This window comes from Streptomyces sp. NPDC026394 (assembly GCF_055567735.1).
Map to the genome: position 1 here is coordinate 57,116 of NZ_JBVHPX010000021.1, position 21,230 is coordinate 78,345.

General features: G+C 74.2%; 16 protein-coding genes. 5 read left to right on the forward strand and 11 right to left on the reverse strand.

The window, feature by feature from the left end; genetic code table 11:
• Positions 1 to 9: 9 nt before the first annotated feature.
• The 3 genes from ACZ4QV_RS33570 to ACZ4QV_RS33580 all read right to left on the reverse strand — a co-directional run bounded on the left by ACZ4QV_RS33570 (position 10) and on the right by ACZ4QV_RS33580 (position 3,897).
• The gene (locus tag ACZ4QV_RS33570) at positions 10 to 1,200 is read right to left on the reverse strand and encodes a glycosyltransferase (RefSeq protein WP_361585951.1); all 1,191 of its coding nucleotides are present in this window, start codon (positions 1,198 to 1,200) and stop codon (positions 10 to 12) included.
• On the reverse strand, positions 1,197 to 2,324 hold the full coding sequence (locus ACZ4QV_RS33575) for a glycosyltransferase family 4 protein (RefSeq protein WP_361155186.1): 1,128 nt from the start codon (positions 2,322 to 2,324) through the stop codon (positions 1,197 to 1,199). The genes ACZ4QV_RS33570 and ACZ4QV_RS33575 overlap by 4 nt, the downstream gene beginning before the upstream one ends.
• 148 nt (positions 2,325 to 2,472) lie before the next feature.
• The gene (locus tag ACZ4QV_RS33580) at positions 2,473 to 3,897 is read right to left on the reverse strand and encodes a HEAT repeat domain-containing protein (RefSeq protein WP_361585948.1); all 1,425 of its coding nucleotides are present in this window, start codon (positions 3,895 to 3,897) and stop codon (positions 2,473 to 2,475) included.
• A 323-nt stretch (positions 3,898 to 4,220) separates the two neighbouring features.
• Between ACZ4QV_RS33580 and ACZ4QV_RS33585 the strand changes: the two genes are divergently transcribed.
• Entirely contained in the window at positions 4,221 to 5,711 is a 1,491-nt protein-coding gene (locus ACZ4QV_RS33585; RefSeq protein ID WP_361585945.1) for a PP2C family protein-serine/threonine phosphatase, read from the forward strand.
• Between the two features lie 116 nt (positions 5,712 to 5,827).
• Here the strand turns inward: ACZ4QV_RS33585 and ACZ4QV_RS33590 are convergent, their stop codons facing one another.
• On the reverse strand, positions 5,828 to 7,336 hold the full coding sequence (locus ACZ4QV_RS33590; protein WP_361155182.1) for a DNA-binding protein NsdB: 1,509 nt from the start codon (positions 7,334 to 7,336) through the stop codon (positions 5,828 to 5,830).
• Between the two features lie 260 nt (positions 7,337 to 7,596).
• On the opposite strand from ACZ4QV_RS33590, the gene ACZ4QV_RS33595 reads away from it, so the two are divergent.
• Together ACZ4QV_RS33595 and ACZ4QV_RS33600 are read left to right on the forward strand one after the other, a co-directional pair.
• Positions 7,597 to 8,730, forward strand: a complete 1,134-nt coding sequence (locus tag ACZ4QV_RS33595) for an aminoglycoside phosphotransferase family protein (protein WP_361585942.1) — start codon at positions 7,597 to 7,599, stop codon at positions 8,728 to 8,730.
• Between the two features lie 244 nt (positions 8,731 to 8,974).
• A complete protein-coding gene (locus tag ACZ4QV_RS33600) occupies positions 8,975 to 10,975 on the forward strand; it encodes an N-acetylmuramoyl-L-alanine amidase (RefSeq protein WP_467763810.1) in 2,001 nt (666 codons plus the stop codon).
• 359 nt (positions 10,976 to 11,334) lie between these two features.
• Here ACZ4QV_RS33600 and ACZ4QV_RS33605 read toward each other — a convergent pair whose 3' ends face one another.
• The 7 genes from ACZ4QV_RS33605 to ACZ4QV_RS33635 all read right to left on the reverse strand — a co-directional run bounded on the left by ACZ4QV_RS33605 (position 11,335) and on the right by ACZ4QV_RS33635 (position 19,579).
• Positions 11,335 to 11,517 carry a hypothetical protein gene (locus ACZ4QV_RS33605; protein WP_467763811.1) on the reverse strand — a complete coding sequence of 61 codons (183 nt, stop codon included), beginning with the start codon at positions 11,515 to 11,517 and terminating at the stop codon, positions 11,335 to 11,337.
• A gap of 47 nt (positions 11,518 to 11,564) precedes the next feature.
• A complete protein-coding gene (locus ACZ4QV_RS33610) occupies positions 11,565 to 12,065 on the reverse strand; it encodes a hypothetical protein (RefSeq protein WP_031002150.1) in 501 nt (166 codons plus the stop codon).
• A 42-nt stretch (positions 12,066 to 12,107) separates the two neighbouring features.
• On the reverse strand, positions 12,108 to 13,802 hold the full coding sequence (locus ACZ4QV_RS33615; protein WP_467763812.1) for a hypothetical protein: 1,695 nt from the start codon (positions 13,800 to 13,802) through the stop codon (positions 12,108 to 12,110).
• A 9-nt stretch (positions 13,803 to 13,811) separates the two neighbouring features.
• Entirely contained in the window at positions 13,812 to 15,038 is a 1,227-nt protein-coding gene (locus ACZ4QV_RS33620) for an AAA family ATPase (protein WP_467763813.1), read from the reverse strand.
• Between the two features lie 265 nt (positions 15,039 to 15,303).
• Positions 15,304 to 16,680: a protoporphyrinogen/coproporphyrinogen oxidase gene (locus ACZ4QV_RS33625; protein ID WP_361155175.1), complete on the reverse strand. Its 1,377-nt coding sequence runs from the start codon at positions 16,678 to 16,680 to the stop codon at positions 15,304 to 15,306.
• Between the two features lie 155 nt (positions 16,681 to 16,835).
• Positions 16,836 to 18,020, reverse strand: coding sequence for a terpene synthase family protein (locus ACZ4QV_RS33630; protein ID WP_361155173.1), 1,185 nt, complete (start codon positions 18,018 to 18,020; stop codon positions 16,836 to 16,838).
• 14 nt (positions 18,021 to 18,034) lie between these two features.
• Positions 18,035 to 19,579: a cytochrome P450 gene (locus ACZ4QV_RS33635; protein WP_467763814.1), complete on the reverse strand. Its 1,545-nt coding sequence runs from the start codon at positions 19,577 to 19,579 to the stop codon at positions 18,035 to 18,037.
• A gap of 547 nt (positions 19,580 to 20,126) precedes the next feature.
• Here ACZ4QV_RS33635 and ACZ4QV_RS33640 point away from each other — a divergent pair.
• A complete protein-coding gene (locus ACZ4QV_RS33640) occupies positions 20,127 to 20,357 on the forward strand; it encodes a hypothetical protein (RefSeq protein WP_031002141.1) in 231 nt (76 codons plus the stop codon).
• 64 nt (positions 20,358 to 20,421) lie between these two features.
• Positions 20,422 to 21,222: a DUF2637 domain-containing protein gene (locus ACZ4QV_RS33645; RefSeq protein ID WP_361155169.1), complete on the forward strand. Its 801-nt coding sequence runs from the start codon at positions 20,422 to 20,424 to the stop codon at positions 21,220 to 21,222.
• Positions 21,223 to 21,230: the final 8 nt, after the last annotated feature.

A 21,230-nucleotide genomic window follows, 5' to 3' on the forward strand; every position in this document is an offset into this window, starting at 1 on the left:
ACGGCGGCGTCACAGCGGCGGTACGGCGGCGTCGTGGGCCGCGAGGAAGGCGGCCACGGCCGGCTTCCAGCCGTAGCCCTCCGCGCGCTGCCGGGCCGCCGCACGGCGCTGCGCCTCGGGGCGCCCGAGGACCCGCAGGACCGCGTCCGCGAAGGAGGGGCCGTCGTCCAGGGCGGTGTCACCGCCGGGGCCGACGAGACCGGCCAGGGCCGACGCGGCGCTCGCCACGACCGGCGTACCGCAGGCGAGCGCCTCCAGGGCCGCCGGCCCGAACGTCTCCGCCGGGCCCGGCGCCAGGGCCACGTCCGCGCCGGCCTGGAGGGCGGCCAGCTCACCCGGGTCGGCGACCTGCCCGAGGAACGCCACGGGCAGCCGCTCGGTACGGGCCCGGGCCGCCAGGCGGGACCGCAGCGGCCCCTCGCCCGCGACCACCAGGGCCGCGTCGACACCACGCCACCGCAGCTCCGCCAGCGCGTCCAGGGCGCGTCCCGGCCGCTTCTCCACCGACAGCCGCGAGCACAGGAGCAGGAGCACGTCGGCGCCACCCGCGCACCGGCGCCGCAGCTCCGGGCTGTGCAGGGCGGGGTGCCGGGCCGTCAGGTCGACGCCCAGCGGCGCCCGTACGACGTTGCGCGCGCCGACCCGGGTGAACTCGGCCGCCGCCCATTCCGTCGTGCACACCACCCGGCTGTAGGCGTGCGCGGTCCGGGCGTTGATCCGGTCGGCGGCGGCGCGTGCCGGTCCGCGCGGCACGCCCCAGGTGCGGAGCACGCCGTCCACACTCTCGTGCGACACCGCCACCGCCGGGACGCGGGCCCGCCGCGCCCACTCCCCGGTCCACCGCAGCGTCGTGCGGTCGGAGACCTCCAGGCGGTCGGGGGCCAGCTCCTCCAGGACGCGCCGGACCCGGCGCCGGTCGGCCAGCACCCGGTAGCCGCCCGTGCCGGGCAGGACCGGGCCGGGCAGGGTGATCACCCGTCCCTGGCCGGTGTCCTCGTCGCCCGCGGCCGGGCCGGGCACGATCAGGACCGGATCGTGCCCGGCGGCGCGGTATCCGGCGCCCAGGGCCCGCAGAGCGGTACGCAGCCCGCCCGACTCCGGCGTCACGAAGTTCGCGAGCCGTACGATGCGCAGTCCGGCTCCGACGTACCGGGTCTCGTCGAGGACGAACCGCGCGGACGTGCCCGTCCGCGCCGTCATGCGGCCACCGCCGTCCGGTCGGCGAGCACGTCCTCGTAATGGCCCAGCAGTTCGTCGCCGACCACCTCCCAGGTGCGGTGTTCGACCGCCGCGCGGCCCGCGGCGCCCAGCCGTGCGCGCGCGGCCGGGTCGCCGGCCAGCAGCCGGACCGCGTCGCGCAGCGCCTCCCCGTCACCCGGCGGCACCAGCAGCCCCGTACGCCCGTGCTCCACGAGGTCCAGCGGGCCGCCGGCGGCGGGCGCCACCACGGGTACGCCGCCCGCCATCGCTTCCTGGACGGTCTGGCAGAAGGTGTCGTAGCGGCCGGTGTGCACGAACACGTCCAGGGAGGCGACGAGCCGCGCCAGTTCGTCGCCCGTGCGGCGGCCCAGGAAACGCACGCCGGGCAGGGCGGCGCGCAGGCCGGGGGCGCTCGGCCCGTCCCCGATCACCACGGTCCGTACGCCGGGCAGCCGCGAGGCCCGGGCCAGCAGCCGTACCTCCTTCTCGGGCGCGAGCCGCCCGACGTACCCGACCAGCAGGGTCCGGCCCGCGGCGAGCGAGCTGCGCAGCACCGTGTCGCGGCGAGCGGGGTGGAACCGCGCGGAGTCCACGCCGCGCGGCCACAGCCGCAGCCGGGGCACCCCGTGCGCGGCCAGGTCGTGCAGGGCGGAGGAGGACGGCGCGAGGGTCCGGTCGGCCGCGGCGTGCACCGTCCGCAGGCGCCGCCAGGCCGCGGCGCCGCCGGTGCGCAGGTAGGCACGGGCGTAGCCGCCCAGGTCGGTCTGGTAGACGGCGACGGCGGGCACGCCTCGCCGCGCGGCGACGGCCATCGCGCGGGCCCCCAGGACGAAGGGCCCGGCCAGGTGCACCACGTCCGGCCGGTGCCCGTCCAGCGCGGCGGCCAGCCGGCGGCCGGGCAGCGCCACCCTGACCTGCGGGTGACCCGGGAGCGGCACCGAGGGCACCCGGACGACGGAGCAGGGGGCGCCCGGTCCGCCGTCCGGTGTCCCGTCGGCGCCCGTCGGGGCGACGACGAGCACGTCGTGCCCGCGCCGGACCAGGTGCCGGGCGGTTTCGAGGGCGCAGTGGGCGACGCCGTTGACGTCGGGCGGGAAGGACTCGCTGACGATGGCAACACGCATACGGCTGTTGTCGGCCCACCGGGCGTGGAACCGGCCACGGGGATCTTTCCTGCCGGGGAACGTCCCGTGAGCGTTGACGCCCGCGCCGGAGCACGGGCGCCCGGCGCGGACGGCCCGTGCGCTCCCGCGGCCCCTGCGCCCCCGCGGCTCAGAGCGCCGGCGCGTCCGGCCCGAAGCGGCTGCGTACCGCCGTCTGCACCTCGGCCTCCTCGGCCGGATCGGCGGCCAGCCTGCGCAGTTGCTCCACGACCCGGTCGTCGCCGGTCGCCGCGTGCCGGGCGGCCAGCTCGCGGGTGCTCTCCTCGCAGTCCCACAGGCACTCGACGGCGAAGCCCGCCGGGAACCCGGGGTCGGTGACGGCCAGCGCGCCCGCGGCGCGGCCTCTGAGGTGGGAGGAGGAGGTCTCGCGGTAGATGTGGCGCAGCACCGGCGCCGCGCAGGCCACGCCCAGGCGTCCCGCCCCGTCGACCAGCTCCCACAGTCCGTCCGCGTCCGGTCCCTCGGTCCGTACCGTACGGCGTAGGGCCGCCAGCACCAGGTCGGCGTCGCCACGGCTGCCGCGGCGGGCCAGCATCGTGGCGCCGGCCGCGCCGAGGGCGTCGGGGCGGGGGGCCCACCGGCGGGCCCGCTCGACGGCGGCCACGGCGCGCATCCGCTCGAAGGCGGCGAGCGCGGCCTCGGCGAGCGGACGGCTGGAGAAGGGGTCGGCGGCCGCGGCCTCGATGAGGTCGAGGGCCTCCGGGTCGCCGCGCTCGGCGAGGTGGCGCAGGGCGGCGGCGCGGGCGGCGTCCGGGCCGGTGCGCGCGGCGCGCAGCAGCTCGGGGCGGTCCTCGGGGCCCGCGACGGCCGCCAGGCAGCGCGCCGCCGCGACCTGGCGCCACTCCTCGGGATGCAGCTCCAGGCCCTGCTGGGCCCAGTCCAGTACTTCGGTGACGCTCCAGCCGGGGCGGGGGCCGCTGGGCCTGAGCTGGCGCTGCCAGCGGTCGAAGCAGCCCTGTTCCTGGGCGGCGCGGACGCGTTCGCCGTAGCGGGGGTCCTCGGCCCACAGCCGCCACGGGCGGGGCTCGAAGGCGTCGCGGACGGCGGCGGCCAGCTCGGCGTCGCCCTCGGCGGTGTGCGGGAAGCGGGCGAGGACCGCGGGGGCGAGGGTCGCCAGTCCCGCGTCGTCGTCCCGCAGCGCGAGCTCGTCCAGGGCCCAGCGCCAGTTCGTGCCGGCGGCGGCGTAGCTGCGCAGGAGGAGGAGGGCGGCGTCCCGGCCGTACGCGGCGAGGTGGCCGAGCACGGCGAGGGCGAGGCCCGTGCGCTCCTCGCCGGGGTCGGTGAGGTCGTCGGGGTGGAAAAGATGCCGTTCGATCTCTTCGAGTCCGCCGTCGAGCTGCATGTAGAGGCGCGCGTAGTACAGGGAGCGGTTCTCTACCTGCCAGTCGCGGCGGGGGTCGCGCAGCACGCTGTCGTTCAGTGCCGCGAGCGCCTCGGCCCGCGGCGCCGCGAGGGCGTGCAGGGTCCCGTCGCCGCGGCCTCGCTGCAGGAGGCCGAGCAGGGTGCCACTGGGCGCTATGTCTGGATCGAACATGAGGTCAGCATCCGGTGCGGGGGGCAGGCTGGCAACGGGATTTCCGCTGACCGGCATTCTTGCCGGTGACCACGGGTCGTATGCGTCGTTCCCACCATGGATCGGTGGGACCGAGCGCGCTACGGCGGCCGAAGCCTAGCCTGGAACGCTCCGTTCCGCTGATTCGGCCGAAGATTGCCCCAGGGAGGCCGGGGGCATATGCCAAGTGCACCACCGTATCGGGTAATGCCAAATCCCTTACGGGCGGTCGCAGCCTGTGCAACAGTCGTTACCGGCCCTTCCGTCAGACCAGGCCCCGGCGCCGCCTGATATCGGAGAACGTCATGCCGTCCCATCTGTTCGCGGACCGACCAGCCGCCCAGCCGCCCGAGCGCGACGTGGTCGAGGCCCTGATCACCCAGGCACGCCGGTTGCGGGGCGGCCTGGACGCCGTACGCCGGGAGACCGCGGCGGGCGGCGACGAGCCCGACGACCCCCGGCTGCGCTGGCAGCGGGCGCTGTGCGACCTCGCCGTCCATCACCTCGACGACCTCGGCGGACACCTGGACCAGCTCCGGGAGGGCCTGCCCGCCGACCCCGGGACGGCCCAGGACACGGCGGACGCGGCCGACGCGGCCGACGACGACCGGCTGCCGGTGGCGCCGCCCGAGCCCGCGGGGCATCCGCGCGGCTCACTGCTCAGCCGGGTCGGCAGCGCCGAGTGGAACCTCCTCACCGACGAGGTGAGCTGGTCCGAGGAGCTGTTCGGGATCTTCGGCCGGGACCCGGCCGAAGGGCCCCTGACCTTGGACGAGCTGCCGTCCCTGGTCTTCTGCGAGGACCAGCAGCTACTGACCACGATGGTCACCGACTGCCTGGTGGACGGCCGCCCGATCGACGACGAGTTCCGCATCGTACGGAGCGACCAGAGCGTCCGTACGGTGCACATGGTGGGCGAGCCGGTGCTCGAAGCCGACGGCAGTACGGCGTGCATGTGGGCCGTGCTGCGCGACGTCAGCGAGCTGCGTCGCAGCCAGCGGGCGGTGCGCGAGACCCGTGACTCGCTGCAGCGTCAACGGCACATGGCGCAGACGGAGCACCGGCTTGCGGTCGAGCTGCAGGAAGCCGTGCTGCCGCCGTGGCGCGGCTCCCTGCGGTTCCCGCAGGGCGGGCCCGTCGCACTCGACCTCGCCGCCCGTTACCTCCCTTCCGGCACCAGCGCTCTGATCGGCGGGGACTGGTACGACGCGCTGCAGCTTCCGGACGGCCGGACCCTGCTGAGCGTCGGCGACCTGACCGGCCACGGCGCCACCGCCACGTCCGGCATGGCGATGGTGCTGGGCGCGCTGCGCGGCATGGCGGTGTCCGGTCAGGAGCCGGGCCCGCTGATGGGCTATCTGAACCAGCTCCTCGACACCTCCGCACAGCCCGCCCTGGGCAGCGCGGTCTGCTGCCGTTTCGACCCCGCCTCCCGTCAGCTCGTCTGGGCCCAGGCCGGCCACCCCGCCCCGCTGCTGTTCCGCGACGGCACGGGAAGCCCGCTGAGCCCCCCGGAGGGCGTGCTGCTCGGTGCCACCACCGGAGCCGCCTACACGCAACGGTGCGAGCAGTTGGAGCCCGGCGACCTTCTGGTGCTGCACACGGACGGCCTGGTGCCGCGCCGGTCGCACGGCGCGCTCGCGCCCCACGAGGGTGCCGAGCGCCTCCTGTCGCTGGCACCGCGGTTCGCCGCGGCGCGCAACGCGCAGGACTGTGTCCGCGTCATCGCCGAGGAGTTCGGCGGCGCCGAGCGCGAGGACGACGCGTGTGTGCTGATCGCCAGGGTGAGCGGGTAGCGTAAACCCTTGCGCGGTGTCCGTATGACGCGATGTCCGTACGGCCAGGACCGGGGTCACGGGTCTTGGCTCGTCTTGCTCTTGTCCGTTTCAGGCCCCGCCGGTAGCCGTCGGCGTCAGACCCGCAGGTTGCTGCCCACCGGACCGATTCCCGGGCCCAGCCCCTTGTTCTTGGCCTTCGGCATCACCCGCTGGATCTCCTCCCGCAGGTCCTGGATCTTGGCGTAGTTCGCGTACCGGCCGGTGAGCCGGTACATCTCCCGCAGCCGGTCCCAGGTGCGGTGGGAGGAGTTCTCCTTGATGGACACCAGGGCCAGCCGGGCGTAGCGGTCGGCCTGTTCGGGGTCGTTGCCGATGAAGCAGGCGGAGGCCAGCGAGAGGTAGTCGAAGATCTGCGACCGCTGCCGGCCGTTGTCGCGCAGCCGCAGCGCCTGCTTGGCGTGCGCCTGGGCGATCTTCGCCGCCCGCGGGTCGTGTTCGGCCAGTGTACGGAAGGCCAGCGCCTGCATACCGTGCATGTCCGCCTCGTCGAACATCTGCATCCAGCTCGGCGGCGGCACATCGCCCCGGTCGGCGACGAAGAGTTCCTCCGCCTCGCCCAGGGTGCGCCGCATGGCCTGGCCCTGTCCCTTGCTGGCCTGGGCCCACGCCTCGATGGTGCAGAGCATCGCGCGGGTCCGCGGCAGGTTCTCGGCGCCGGAGCCGGACTTGGCCAGCTTCATCAGGTCCAGGGCGTCGTCGGGACGGCCCAGGTGCACCATCTGGCGGGCCGCCCGGGAGAGCGCCTCGCCCGCGCGCGGGCGGTCGCCACCCTCGCGCGCCGCGTGGGCGGCGATGACGAAGTACTTCTGGGCGGTGGGCTCCAGCCCCACGTCGTGGGACATCCAGCCCGCCAGGACGGCAAGGTTGGCCGCCACCCCCCACAGCCTGCGCTGGAGATGGTCGGGGTGGTGGTAGGCGAGCATCCCGCCCACCTCGTTGAGCTGGCCCACCACGGCCTTGCGCTGCAGCCCGCCGCCGCGGGCCGCGTCCCAGGCGCGGAAGACCTCGACCGACCGCTCCAGTGCGTCGATCTCCTGCGACCCCACGGGAGCCGCCTCGTAACGGTCGTAGCCGATCTGGTCGATGGTGTTGTAGTCGAACGGGTCGTCGAATCGGGGGGCGTCGGCTGCCAGCGCCGGATCGGTGTGCAGCCAGTCGTGCATGGCGCTGCTGAGTGCGGAGCCCGCGGCGAGCGCCGCGCCCGCGCCCACCAAGCCGCGTCGGTTGAGCATGAGGTCCATTCCCGTGAATTCCGTGAGGACCGCCGCCGTTCGCTCGGGCGGCCACGGGAGACCGTCCGTGGCCTGTTTCCTCCCCGCGCGCCCGGAACGACCGAACCCGAGGTCCTCGATGGTTACGACACGGCCGAGACGCTCGGTGAACAGGGCGGCGAGCACCTTGGGCACCGGGTCGCGCGGGGTCTCCCCCGTGTCGATCCAGCGCCGTACCCGCGAGGTGTCGGTCGCCAGCTGCGGATGCCCCATGGCGGCCGCCTGCCGGTTGACCAGTCTCGCCAGCTCGCCCTTGGACCAGCCGGCCAGGCCGAAAAGGTCCGCGAGACGGGTGTTCGGCTCCCTGTCCACGTCAAGCCCCCAGGTTCCTCGACTGACTTGACAGTAACGGGCCGCCGACGACGCCCGCGAGCATTCGCCAGGGTTCGCCAGGGTCCGCCAGATGGTCTGCCACCCGCGCCCGCGTGTTCTGTAGAAGTGCAGCCCCCGGCCCGGTGTCGGTACCGCATTCCCCAGGGTGCGGACACCGGATCCGGGGCCTTCGGGCCCCGGGTCGCCGGGCCGGGAGCCGCACTGCAACTCGTCGGCGCACGAAGGGATCTGTCTCACCCATGTACGCAGCATCGTCCGCCGTGAGCGCCCCGAACCGGCCGTACCGTCCGCAGCCTCCGGGAAGCGGGCCGTATCTCGACCCCTCCCAGTCCCAGGGGGCGGTTTCCGGCCTCACCGGCGGCCGCAACCGGCGGGTGCAGGGGGGAGGCACCCAACCGCTCAGCGGGAGACTCGACTTGTCCGGCCCCCAGGGTGCTCAGCTGCGCGCCGCGGTCGCCTCGGTGCACCGCATCTGCCCCGAGTTCCATCCGGTCCAGGTGCTGCGCCGGAGCGGCAAGTCCGTCCTCCTGGTGGGCACCGCCGGCCGTACGACCGCGGTCGCCAAGTGCTTACTGGACCACTCCCCCGCGTGGGCCGAGCGGTTCCGGCACGAAATAGCTGCGTATCGGTCCTTCGTACGCCACCGCCCGCCGGTGCGCGTACCGAGGCTGGTCGCCGCGGATCCTGACAACTGCACCCTGGTCGTCGAGCGGATGCCCGGCCGGGTCGCCTCCCTTCAACGGCATCCCACCGAAGCACCGCCGCGCGCCGACGTACGGGCCGCGCTCGGCGCGATCTGCCGGGTCAACCTCTGGCGACCGCCGGCCGGGATGTTCGACGCGCCGCTGGACTACGCGGGCCGCATCGGGCGCTTCCACGACTTCGGTCTGCTGACCGACCGGGACCTGGGCGACCTGCAGAAGCTGCTGCACGGCCTGGCCCACACCCAGGGTCAGTTCTGCCACGGCGACGCGCTGCTGAACAACGTCCTGCTCTCCCCCGCCGGGCCGGTGCTGCTCGACTGGGACCACGCCGGCTGGTACCTGCCGGGCTACGACCTCGCGACCCTGTGGTCGGTGCTCGGTGACGCCCCGGTGGCGCGCCGCCAGATCAGCCAGCTCGCGCAGGCCGCGGGACCCGCCGCACGGGACGCCTTCCTGGTCAATCTGATGCTGGTGCTCACCCGCGAAATACGGCGTTACGAAACCGCCGTGCAGCGCACCATGCGCGAGCCCACGCCGACGGGCACGCCGGGGCCGGGTCACCCCGGTGCGCTTGCGGCGGGTGAGGAACAGCGGCTGCTGCTGCGTCGGCTGCACGACGACTGCCAGATGGCGCGCCGTGCGGTACGGGCGGCGGTCGGCACCCGCTGATCCGCCGAGGGGCACGTGAGCGGCACGCCGTAGGGGCGTGCCGCTCACCCGTGTGTGCCGGGGGCTGCCCTCGCTCTCGTACGGGATTGCGGAATGCGCGCTGACATACGAAGCCCGTGGGGCGCACGGTGATTGACGGATCGTCGGCCAGGCGATAGCTGTAAGGATCCCGTTCCGCGCACGGCCGTATGCACACCATCCGCCAGACGCCCCGGCTCGTCCCGGTCGGCCACAGGAGGCTGCATTGCGAGGATCCGACGAGAAGAGAACCCCCCGCTCCAGAGCGCGCAGGGCCGCCACCGCCGTCGCGGCGGCGGCCCTGCTGCTGCCGCTGGTCTCCGCCGCGCCGTCCGGCCCGGACGGGCAGCCCCGCGCCGCGGCGGCACAGCCCGCCGCCGACTCCCTCCAGCAGGCGTTCGCGGACGCCGCCGCGCGCTACGGCGTCCCCCGGGACGTGCTGCTGGCCGTGGCGTACATGGAGTCGCGCTGGGACGGGCACGGCGGCGCGCCCAGTGTCTCCGGCGGCTACGGCCCGATGCACCTGACCGACGCCCGTACGGCGCTGGCCGAGCGGCCGCACCACAGCCACGGTGACGAGGACCCGCGCGGCGACGACTCCCGTGCCCGCAAGCGGGCCCACGCGCGGCTCCCCGCCACCACGGAGCTGCCCGCCCGGCTGCGCACCCTGGAGCGGGCGGCGCGGCTGACCGGGCTGCCCGCCGAACGGCTGCGCCGGGACCCGGCTTCCAACATCCGCGGCGGTGCGGCGCTGCTGGCCGAGGAGCAGCGCCGCCTGGGGCTGCGCTCCGCCGATCCGGCCCGCTGGTACGGGGCCGTCGCCCGCTATTCGGGCGCGGACGACGCCCGGACGGCGGCGGGCTTCGCCGACGACGTGTACGACGTCCTGCGGCAGGGCCGGTCCCGTACGACCGGCTCCGGCCAGGCGGTGACACTTCCCGCCGCGCCGGGCCTGACGCCGGACCGGGCGCAGCTCGGGCGCCTGGGGCTGCGGTCCGCCGCCGCGCCGGCGGACGGCTCCCGCCTCGAATGCCCGCGTACGGTCTCCTGTGTGTCCGTGCCCGCGCCGTACGAGGAGTTCGGCGACGGGGACTACGGCAACCACGACAAGGCGGACCGGCCCCGGGACCAGCGGGTCGACGCCATCGTCGTGCACGACACCGAGGGGTCGTGGGAGACGACGCTGAAGCTCATCAAGGACCCGACTTATGTGTCCTGGCACTACACGATCCGGTCGGCCGACGGACTGATCGCCCAGCACGTGCCGACGAAGGACGTCGCCTGGCACGCGGGGAACTGGTACGTCAACGCGCACTCCGTGGGCATCGAGCACGAAGGTTTCCTCGCGGCTCCGGACGCCTGGTACACCGAGGCGATGTACCGGGCCTCGGCGCGCCTGGTGCGCTACCTGGCGCGCAAGTACGACCTGCCGCTGGACCGGCAGCACATCATCGGCCACGACAACGTGCCGGGCACGACACCCGACACGATCAAGGGCATGCACACCGACCCGGGCCCGTACTGGGACTGGGCGCACTACTTCCGGCTGCTGGGCAAGCCGTTCGTGCGCACGGCGGGCCCCGGGGGCGGCCTGGTCACCATCCGCCCCGACTACGACCGGCACCGGCCCGTCTACACCGACTGCGAGAAGCCGGGGCAGCCGTGCGCGCCGCACGGCTCGGCCGCGGTGCGCCTGCACACCGCACCGAGTGCGAGCGCGCCCCTGGTCAGTGACATCGGTCTGCGCCCGGACGGCAGCCCCTCGACGACCGGGGTCAACGACACCGGTGCCCGCGCCACCACCGGCCAGCGGTACGCGGTCGCGGAGCGCCGGGGGGAGTGGACGGCCGTCTGGTACCTGGGCCAGAAGGCGTGGTTCCACAACCCGCCGAAGCGGCCCACCGCGGTCGACGCGAAGGGGCTGGTGATCACGCCGAAGGCGGGCCGGGCGGACATCCCGGTCTACGGACGGGCGTACCCGGAGGCGGCGGCCTACCCGGCGGGCGTGCCGGTACAGGCCGTCACGCCGCTCCCGTACAAGCTGCTGTCCGGCCAGCGCTACGCCGTCGGCAACCGGGTGCGCGGCGAGTACTTCTACGCCCCGACGTACGACCTGTCCCAACACGCGGTCGTGCGGGGCCAGGACGTCTACTACGAAATCCAGGTGGGGCACCGGGTCGGCTATGTGCGGGCGGCCGATGTGGACGTGCGGTCTTCGCAGCGGTAGCACGCGGGCAGCGCCGTGCCGGGCTCTCAGTGGCCCGGCACGGCGTCCGGCCGCATCAGCGCTCAGGCGAGGGCGGCGTACCTCGTGAAGGCTTCCCGGCCGCCGGGGACGAGGTCCCCCCGCCGCACGCCTCCCGGAGAGCGGGCTCGGTCAGCCAGTCGTGCCAGGCGATCTCCGCCGGGTCCGGCATCCCGTCGCCCGTGATGACGGCTTCGTGCACGCCGAGCCGGTACGGGGCGATCGCCCCGCGGCACAGGAACGTGAAGGCGAGCCGGGCCGCGGCCCGGACGACGAGTTCCTCCGACAGTTCGCGGGCGGCGGCTTCCTCGTACGACTCCCCGCGTGCACCGCGCCGCCGATCAGCCAGTTGTACCGGCCCGGAAACCGTGAGACGTCCGCCGGTGGACCAGTATCCGGCCCTGCCTGTCGCGGCACACGACGGTCGCCACCCGGTGCAGCCACCCCTCGCGGACGGCCTCGGCGCGGACGGCCACGCCCACCACCCGGTCCCGCTCGTCCACCCGGTCCACCAGTTCGGCCATGGCGGCCACGATGCCAGGAACCGGTACGGCCGGGGCGTGCCTTCGGGTCAGCCCTGCTGGAACATCTCCGCCGGCAGCGGCTTCAGGAGGGCGTACAGGTCGTCGGTGATCGGCCGGTCCCAACTGGCGATGGTGACCAGGACGCCGTCGCTGCGGTCGAACTGGGCGCAGGAGATCCGGCCCTCGGAGCACTTGATGCGCTTGACGATCAGCAGGTTGTCGTCGTGCATGACCGGGGTGTCCTCGGTCTCGACGACGGTGACCGGCTCGTCGTTCTCCAGCGCCGCGAGCAGTTGCGCCACCTCGAACGGCACCTGTCCGTCCGCCAGGTCGCGCGCCGGGGAGCCCTCCGGCAGATTGCCGATGATCATCGCGGGGCCGCGGCCGCCGAACAGGTCGTAGCGGAGGAAGACCCCCTGGCAGCTACCGTCGGGGGCGGGCAGGAGTCCCGCTCCGAGATTGCCGGGCCAGTCCCCGGGGTCCATGGCGAGGACGTCGAAGTCAGGCCCGGCGGGCGTGGCTGCGCTGCGGCGGCGGAGGAAGGACATACCGCCATCGTACGTGGCCGCCGGCGGCCGGCGGGCCCGGCGTCAACCCAGTGGCGGCTCGGCCGGCGCGACGCCCGGGGCGGCCGTCTCCAGCAGCCGCGGCAGGCCCGCGTAGTCCGTGCCCATCTTGCGGCAGACACTGGACAGCAGGCGGGTGACGACCGTCTCCGGGGTGGCCAGCTCCTCGGCGATGCGGCTGGTGGGCCAGCCCAGGGCGAGCCGCTCGGCGGCCGCCCGCTCCTGGGCGGTGAGGGTCTCGGTGCCGGTGCTGTGCAACTGGAGCGGGCGCAGACCGGCCGCCGACAGCTCGTCGCGGGCGCGTTCCGCCAGACCGTCGGCTCCGCAGTGGACCGCGCCCTCCAGCCCGCGGTAGAGGCGCTCGGCCGCGTCCTGGGGCAGGCCGGCCCGGCGCAGCGCCGCTCCGTGGTCGACCAGGGCTTCGGCCAGCGCGTAGCCGGCGGGTGAGTGCTCCAGTTCCCGTACGGCCTCGGCGAGCAGTTTGAGGGCCCGGCCGCCGCCGATCACGGTGGCGGCGCAGTGCAGGGCCTCGCCGACGGCTGTCGCGGTGCCGAACCTGCGGGCCCGCCGTACGCCTTCCTCGGCCAGCTGGACGGCGCGCGGGCTGTCGGTGAGCGCCGTGGCGCGGGCGAGGTGCAGTTGCCAGGGGCACCAGGCGGGGTTGCGCATGCCGCGGGCCTCCAGCCGCCTGCCGACCGCCTTGAGGTGGTGTTCGGCGTGCCGGTGCAGGCCGCGGGCCATCAGCAGTTCGCTGTAGACGGTGCGCGAGTCGGGGTAGACGACGGCGTTGGGCACGATGTCGCCGTAGCTGAAGTGGTCGGCGAGTTCCTGGGCGTCGTCGACGCGGCCGCGGGCGAGCAGGATCTCGATGAGGATGCCGATGGCGTACCACCGGGCCGGTACCGCGCCGCCGACCCGCTCGGCGATCCGCAGCCCTTCACGCACCAGGGTCTCGGCCTCGGTCAGCGCGCCGCGGCGGTAGCGGATGTAGCCGAGCAGGGCGTGGCCGAAGGCCAGGTGGGCGCCGCGCCAGCCCTTGCGCTCGCACTCGGCCATGCCGCGGGTGAACAGTTCCTCGGCGCGGCCGGGCTGGTCGCAGTACATGAACGTCATGGCGACGGCGACCGGCACCTCGAACCCGCGGTTGTCCTCGGTCCAGCTCAGCCCGCCGACCAGGGCCGCCTCGGCGTAGCGCAGGGCGGTGGCGGCGGGCTCGCCGTGCACCACGCAGTCCCAGGCGCGCAGGCCCAGGATGTAGCGCTCGGCGAGGCCGTCGCCGGTGAGGTGGTCGGCGAGCCGGGTCAGCCTGCGGGAGCGGGCCGCCGAGTCCGGTTCGTCGGCGCGGAAGGCGCTCCAGACGAAGTTCTCGGCCTGCATCCGCAGCCGGGTGCCGGGGACGCTGGTGCGGCGGGCCTCGTCGGCGGCGAGCGCGGCGGCCTCGGCGACCTTGTCGGTGTGGGCGAGCGCCTGGGCCAGGCGGTAGGTGACGGCCTCGCGCAGCTCGGGGTCGACGTCCGGTTCCTCCAGGGCTTCGCGGAGGTAGTTGACGGTGACCTCGGGGGCGGAGAGGAAGGTGGCGGCGCCCAGTTCGAACAGGACGGCGGCGCGGTTCTCCGGCGAGGGCGGCTCGCGCAGGGCGCGGGCCAGGAAGCGGCGGGCGGCGTCGGGTGCGCCGGCCCGTACGTACTCCCGCGCGGCCTGGCGCAGCCGGTGGACCACCCAGTCGTCTCACTGGCAGGGCACCTCCAGCAGATGCCGGGCGGCGACCGTCGGCCCCAGTCCGGCTTCCACCACCGCTTCGGCGGCCACGTTGTGCATGCCGACGCGCAGCGCGGTCGGGATCGCCCGGTGGACGGCGGTGGCGATCAGCGGGTGGGCGAACTGCAGGATGCCGTCGGGGGCCTCGGCCTGGGCCAGGATGCGCGCCTCACGCAGTTGGGTGACGGCCTCGGCCGCCGCCTCGGCGCCGAGCGCGGCGACACCGGCGGTGATGTCGGGAGCGGCCGAGGTGCCCAGGACGGCGATCGCCCAGGCGAGGCGGACGGCGGCGCCGCCGAGCTTGTCCAGCCGGTCGATCAGGCCCTTGCCCTTGACGGCGGAGGCGACGTCGCGCAGGGCGGGCAGGTCGTCCCGGCTGCCCTTGAGGCCGCGCTCGCGGAGTCCGGCGGCGAGTTCCACGGCTTCGAAGGGGTTGCCGTCGGTGACCGCCCAGCATTCGGTGCAGAACTTGTCCTCGGCTGCCCCGCCGATCGCCTCGCGGACGATGCTGGCGACCGCGTCGCAGGTGAACGGGGTGAGGGTGAAGGGGCGGGTGGCGTGGCGTTCGGCGAGCTTGCGGAAGGGGGCGGCGTCGCGCGGCAGTTCCTCGGGCCGGTAGGCGACCACCACGAGCATCGGGAGGTCCTCGGCCCGGGGCGCGAACGCGGTGAGCCAGCTCAGGGACTCCTGGTCGGCCCAGTGCGCGTCGTCCAGGACCAGCACGGTGGGCGCCTGCTGCACGGCGAGGCGGGTCACCAGCCAGTCCAGGCCGTCGCGTACCCCGGTCGGGTCGGGCACGCTGCCGCCCGCGTCGGCCACCAGGCCGAGGGCCGGGGCGACGATGTCGTACCAGCTGCCCAGGACGGTGCGGGAGGCGGCCTCGTCGTAGGCGGCCAGGACGGGCTGCACGAGCTGGCGTACGACGTGGAACGCCATGCCGTGTTCCTGCTCGCCGCCGCGTGCGGAGAGTACGGTGCAGCCGTGCGCGGCGGCACGGGCGCGGACCTCGCCGAGCAGTGCGGTCTTGCCCATGCCGGCGGGTGCGGCGAAGGAGAGCAGACCGCCGCGCCGGGCGGCGGCGGGGCCGCAACCAGGACCGCAGAGGCGGTCCAAGGCCGTCTCCAGGGCTTCGAGTTCGGCGTTCCGTTCGAGCAGGACACGCCGTGCGTTGCGCACCTGCTCCCATCCGTTGGCCATGACTGAATCCGTTCGCCGCGTGGGTGCTCCCGCCCGCCGCGAGTGCGGGCCCGTCCGGCCGCACTCTGCCTGCGATAGCGCAGAGCGTACGCCCATACGGACCCGCGGTAACCAGGATGAGTGACATGCTGCACACCGGGGGCCGGACCGTGCTATAGGCGCCCGCACGTAGCACGGACCGGCCCGGCCGACACCCCCGTAAGCGGCCACTCTTACGAGTGAACTGGTGGTGATAAGAGGGCAGTTGAGCTGCCCGGTGCGCGGGTCAGTGGCGTTCCGGCGTGAGCGTCCCCTCGGTGCGCAGCCGGGTCACCAGGTTGCGGGCGGCCCGCTCGCCGGACGCCACGCTGCTGTTGGTGGTGGAGTGGCCCAGGATGTCGCCGCCGGCCAGTTGGACCCGGCCGCGCGGGTCGAATCCGGCCGCGAAACGGGCGATGGCGCGGTAGTCCCCCGGACGCCGGCCGATCAGGCACGGCGAGACGCGCCAGATGTGCGTCATCGTGGTGTGGCGTTCCAGTTCGGGCAGGACGCCCATCCGCCGGACGCCCGCCAGGACGTGGTCCACCACCTTGTCGTCCCCCAGGTCCCAGTTTCGGTCCGACCACGCGCCGCGCAGGTGGGTCATGACCAGCCCCGTCCCTTCCGGTACGCGCCGAGGGGAGAGGTTGTGCTCCAGCACGAAGGCACAGAGGTCCGGGTGTTCGACACGGGACGCCTGCACCAGCATGGCCCGTTCCGCCGTCGGGCGGTCCAGTCCGAAGGCGACGTGGATGCTGCGGGCGTACGGGGCGTCGTCCAGGAACTCGCGCTGGTCGGCCGTGAGTTGTCCGTACAGTGGTGGCACCTGGGGCGGCGGCACGGCCAGGACGCAGGCGGCGGCGGTCTCCAGGTGCTCCGCCTCGCCCGGCCGGTGCCAGGTGACCGCCACCTCCTCGCCGCGGTCCTCGACCGAGGTGACCCGGGCGTGATATTCGACGGTGAGCTGCCGGGCCAGTCCCTTGGGCAGGAAGCCGACGCCTTCCTTGGAGGTGAAGAAGCCGCCGCCGCACAGGATGACGTCGATGAAGACGAACGGCATCGCGGCCGACACTTCTTCCGGCTCCCCCAGGCACAGCCCGGAGACGAGCGGGTCGAGCAGGTACTCCAGGGTCTCGGGCCGCAGGCCGCGGCGGGTGGCGTACTGGTGGACGGACTCGAAGTCGGCCGCGGCCATCGGGGACATGTCGTGCGGCGTCAGCAGCGGGCGCGCACGGCGGTAGTCGCGCAGCAGCTTGACGATGTCCCCGAGGGGGAAGCTGGTCAGCAGACCGCCGGTGGCGAGCTGTCGGCGGGAGCCGAGGCGGACGCGGTCCACCCGGCCGCCGCGGACCAGGCCGAACAGGTCGCTACCGGGGACGACCTCGCCGGCCAGGCCGGCCGCGGCGATGAGACGGATCAGTTCGCGGTAACTGTGGATGAGGATGGTCGCCGCCCGGTTGACGGCGAATCCCGAGACGTTGACGGTGGCCATCCGGCCGCCGGCCATCTCCGGCCCGGCGCTCTCCAGGACGACGGTCTCGCATCCGGCCTGCTGGAGGCGGAAGGCCGCGGACAGGCCGGCTATCCCGCCGCCGACCACGACGACACGGGGCTTTGCACTCACAACGGTTCACCCTTCCTGCCGGTGCCCGGCCGCGCCCGCCGGGGCGCCGGTCCGGGTACCGGGACGTTGCGACAGGGGCGAAGGGTCCGAAGGGCCGCCGGGAACGGGCCGGCCCCGTGGACCGCGGAGCCGGGGGACAGCGACGTCCCCCTGGCTCACATCGCGGGACTCAGCTGCTCCCACCACCACGCGACCGGGCGCAGCGGCAGCGGTTCGAGACTCCCGTCACTGGGCGAGTCCGCCCAGACACCGAACGCGGGCGCCGGATCGGGGGCGGCACTCGGGTCGGACCGGTAGCGCGGGGTCACGGCGCTGTAGTCCAGGTTGCCCCGGATGAAGTGGTCCAGTTGGCCGAGGTAGCAGCGCACCTCGGGAGCGGCCCGTACGGCGGTCTGGTCCCGCAGGGTGACGTACAGGCACATCAGGCGGTCGTGCAGCGCGGCCGCCCGGATCATGGCTTCCTGGGGCGGCACGCGCAGCGCGTGCTCCAGGATGCCGACGAGGTTGGACTCCAGGGACTGCTCCTTGACCTCGCGGTGGTACGAGTAGACGTCGTTGGCGAAGGTCACCAGCGCCGAGGCGATCTGGGTCAGGGCTCGTATTCGGGGTGTCTCGGCCGCCTCACTGGGCAGCGAGGTGCCCTCCGCCATCTCGATGACGGCGATGGACGCCTTGGTACCGCGGTCCCGGGGGCCGATGACGAAGTACTCCTCCAGGCTCGGTACGGTCCCCGAGGCCCGCTGGCCCATGCCGACGCACGCGGCGAGAAACCATTCGGCAACGCCGTCGACCCAGCGCCGTACGACCGTGCCGGTGGCGTGCCGCCGGTAGCGGTGCGAGACCTCGCCGAAGGCCGCGGTGTAGGGGTCGGCCGTCGGGCCGTCGGTGGTCTCGGGGTGGTCGGCCCCGTGGATGACCTGGACGGCCATCGGGAGGAAACGTTCCGGGTTCCGGCTGAAGAGCCCGCCGTCCAGGTAGACGTCGTCCAGCAGCAGGCCCAGGCAGGACCAGTCGGCCCCGATCTGCAGCGGATCGGTGGCGCCGTCGGGCGCGATCCGGCACGCCCACTCGGCGGTGCGGTTGGCCAGTACCTGGGCGTGGTGGAAGTCGTCGTCGCAGAACCCGAACCGCGCCATCCAGTCCACCACCCGCGCTTCGATGCCGGCGGTCTCGTGGTGCGGCGCCGCCGGGATGGGGCAGAAGAGCTGGGGCACGACGACGGCGGCGTGCGGCGCCGTCGCGTCGAGGTCGTGCTCCGGCCCGGCCCCCGGTAAGGGGACCGCGGCCGAACGGGCGGCGGGAATCTCGTGTTCCGGGGCGCCGTAGCCTGTTGCCTGCATGGTTCTCTCCATGTTCACGGTGCTTGAGACGGCACTGCCTGCGCTGCTCCGCCGTCCGGCCTGCCGCGGAGCTCGCAGACCATGGGCAGCGGGCCCGGGCTCAGCACGGCGGCCGGGACCGGTCGTACGGTCCTGGCGGCCGGCGGGCGCAGGCGCCAGCGCGCGGCGATGGCGGCAAGGGCGAGCACGGCTTCGGTCATCGCGAAGTGGTCGCCGATGCACTTGCGGTTGCCGGCGGCGAACGGGAGCATCGCACCGCTCGGAACGCTCCCCGCGCGTTCCGGCAACCATCGGTCGGGGTCGAACCGCTGGGGGTCGGGGAAGGCCACCGGGTCCTGGTGCAGCACGTACGCGCTGTACAGAACGGTGCTTCCCGGTGCCAGCCGGTGACCGGCCAGCGTGGTCTCGGTGGTGGTGACGCGGGTCAGCGCCCAGCCGGGCGGATACATGCGCAGGGCTTCGGTGACCACGCGCCGGGCGTGGGCGAGCCGGGGCAGGTCCGCGGGGACGGGCGGGCGGCCGGCGAGCACGGTGTCGACTTCGGCGTGCAGCCGGCGTTCCTCCTCGGGGTGGGCCGCCAGGAGGTGGAAGGTCCAGGCGAGGGCCAGCGCGGTGGTCTCGATCCCGGCCACCAGGAAGGTCATCAGCTGGTCGTGGGCCTCTTGGTCGGTGAGCGGTTCCTGGTCGTGGGGTACCTCCCGGGTGGTGGGTGAAGGGGTGGGGCGGCCGGCCGGGCAGGCGTCCGGTGCGGAAGCGCCGTACGGTGCCGGGCCGTTGCCGGTGGCGGTGCCGCCGTCGTCCGTGGCTTCGAGGAGGGTGGCCAGCAGGTCGTCGTGCTCGGCAGGGCCGGCGCGGCGTTGGGCGATGATCTGGTCGATGATGTGGTGCAGCCGAGACAGGGCCCGGTCGAAGCGGCGGTTGCCGGGGGTCGGGAGCTTGTAGAGGGGCCCGAGCGGGACGACCGCGCGCAGCAGTACGCCGCGCATGGCGGTCGCCAGACACGCGCGTACCTCGGCGGCGAGGCCCGGGGCGAGGGAGGTGGACATCAGCACGCCGGTGGTCACCCGGGCGGAGAGGTCCATCATCGCGTCGGTGACGTCCAGTTCCCGGCCCGGCCGCCACTCCTCGACGGCGGAGCTGATCTCGGCGCTCATCACCGCGGCGTAGTCGGCGATCCGGGAGGGGCGGAAGCAGGGCTGGGCCAGCCGGCGCTGCCGGCGGTGCACGTTCTGCGGGCAGGTGACCAGACCGTTGCCGAGCACCATGCGCATCGTGTCGTACAGCGGCCCGCCCTTGTCGTACGTGCGCGGGTCCATGAGGATCTGCTGCACCAGGGCCGGGTCGCAGGCCAGCCACACGCGCTGCGGGCCGAGGCGGATCGCGACCAGGTCGCCGTGGGCGGGCATCGAGGCGAGGAATTCGAGCGGGCGCCGCCACAGCCGGAGCGCGTGCCCGAGCAGCGGGACGCCGCCGGGCGCGGTCGAGACCACCCAGGTGCCGGGTGCGGCGGCCGCGGGGCCGTGCGGTGCGCGGACGTCTGCCTGTCCACGTATTCCCATCGGGGACCACCTCGTTGTTCGGCCGGTGTCCCGGGCGGCCGTCGAGCGGGCCCGGGAGCGGAAGACGGGTAGATGTGACGCACCATTACCTACCCGGGGCGCCCGGCCGGTCCCCTGGACATACTTTCTCCGGGGGGCGCGTCGGAGTGGGGGTCAGCTCACCGGAGCGGCATACGCTGAAACGGTACGGCGCGCGCCGGAGCCGCTCCGACGTCGGCAGAAACCTTTTACTTCCGAGGTGGGCGCTCTCGGGCGCACAACCGTTCGTGCGGGCGCGGCGGCGCGCCGGGGCCGTCCGCCCAAACACGCCGTTCAAGGCTGTGGTGACGCGCGACGGGGATCGGTGGTATAGGAGCCCGCGCCGGCGGCCGGTGACCCGTCCGGCGGGCCGCGCCGGCGCGGCGGCCCGGAAGCGAATCATCCACCTTTCCGATCACCTCCTCTTCGTACCCTCCACGTCTGCTTGAGTTCACTTGGGCCGCTCCGGACCGGATACCCGTCCCTTTGTGTCGGCCCTTTTCGTTCCGCATGTATGCCTGACACTCCTGTGGATCAGCCGGCCCGACGTCTCGGCCGGCGCTTCTTCAAGCCCGTTGGCATCTCCGACTCCCCCGCAACCGACCGGCCGCCGGCCGAGGCGGAATGCGAAAGGGAATACTTCCGGCCGGAACTCTCCGCCGATCTGCTGGACCGCCTCGGCGCGGAACTCGACCGGATCAAGGCGATGTGGTCGCAACCCGCCGAAGCCGAGTACGGCGCCGGGCCCCGGCGGTGCTGAGGGCGGCCTAGCCGCCTGACAGCCCGGGCCTCGACGCCGCCGCCCAGCCCGCAGGGAAGTTGCCGTGTACGATCCCCCCACCCTCCACCTGCTGACGCCGTCCACCGCCGACGGGTACCGGATCCCCGCCCAAGTCACCTCCGAGCCCGACCTGACGGCCGCCTTCGGCCTCGCCGACGGCCCTCTCTTCCGTGACCAGCCGGCCCACGAGAGCCTGGCCGACGCCTACGACGCGCACGTCTACGACGCGGAGCCGATGGTCGTCCCCGACGACCTCGACGCCGAACTGGCGCAGCTGCTGGACACCGCCGAACAGCCGCCGGTCACCGCCGGCCTGCCGGTGTCCGAGCGGCACAGCCACCGCAAGCCGTCCTTCCTGCGCGCCGCCCGCGGCGGCCGGGAGGGCGGCACCCGGTCGTGGCGGCGCATCCTGAGCCTGGTCACCGTCACCCTGACGTCCGTGATCGTGATGGCGGTCGCCCTGCTCGCCGCGGTGGCGTCCTACCCGCCGCTGCGGGCCCTGGCGGGCGAGGCCACGACACCGCGGATCGCCCAGTTGTGGCCGCTGCTGGTCTACGGGCCGTGGGTGGCCGCCATCCTGTCCATCCTGCGGGCCCGCACCCACCGGCGCCGCACCGCGCACTCCTGGTGCGTCGTGATCTTCTTCGCGGCCGTCGCCACGGTGCTGTGCATCGCCAAGGCCCCCACCACCCCGGCGGGGATCACCGTGGCGGGACTGCCGCCGGTGACCGTGCTGCTCTGTTTCCACCAGCTGATCCGTCAGCTCGATCCCGATGCCCCGGCGGCGTCCACCCGGCACGCGTACTCCAACCGCGGCGCCCACCGGCACCGTTCCGGTCGCTGAGCCCCGGC

What these genes read in the sequence shown, in the direction of transcription:
- ACZ4QV_RS33580 (WP_361585948.1), bottom strand. Translation starts at nt 3,897, where the DNA reads ATGTTCGATCCAGACATAGCGCCCAGTGGCACCCTGCTCGGCCTCCTG.
- ACZ4QV_RS33635 (WP_467763814.1), bottom strand. Translation starts at nt 19,579, where the DNA reads ATGGGAATACGTGGACAGGCAGACGTCCGCGCACCGCACGGCCCCGCG.
- ACZ4QV_RS33595 (WP_361585942.1), top strand. Translation starts at nt 7,597, where the DNA reads ATGTACGCAGCATCGTCCGCCGTGAGCGCCCCGAACCGGCCGTACCGT.
- ACZ4QV_RS33610 (WP_031002150.1), bottom strand. Translation starts at nt 12,065, where the DNA reads ATGTCCTTCCTCCGCCGCCGCAGCGCAGCCACGCCCGCCGGGCCTGAC.
- ACZ4QV_RS33620 (WP_467763813.1), bottom strand. Translation starts at nt 15,038, where the DNA reads ATGGCCAACGGATGGGAGCAGGTGCGCAACGCACGGCGTGTCCTGCTC.
- ACZ4QV_RS33630 (WP_361155173.1), bottom strand. Translation starts at nt 18,020, where the DNA reads ATGCAGGCAACAGGCTACGGCGCCCCGGAACACGAGATTCCCGCCGCC.
- ACZ4QV_RS33605 (WP_467763811.1), bottom strand. Translation starts at nt 11,517, where the DNA reads ATGGCCGAACTGGTGGACCGGGTGGACGAGCGGGACCGGGTGGTGGGC.
- ACZ4QV_RS33570 (WP_361585951.1), bottom strand. Translation starts at nt 1,200, where the DNA reads ATGACGGCGCGGACGGGCACGTCCGCGCGGTTCGTCCTCGACGAGACC.
- ACZ4QV_RS33575 (WP_361155186.1), bottom strand. Translation starts at nt 2,324, where the DNA reads ATGCGTGTTGCCATCGTCAGCGAGTCCTTCCCGCCCGACGTCAACGGC.
- ACZ4QV_RS33585 (WP_361585945.1), top strand. Translation starts at nt 4,221, where the DNA reads ATGCCGTCCCATCTGTTCGCGGACCGACCAGCCGCCCAGCCGCCCGAG.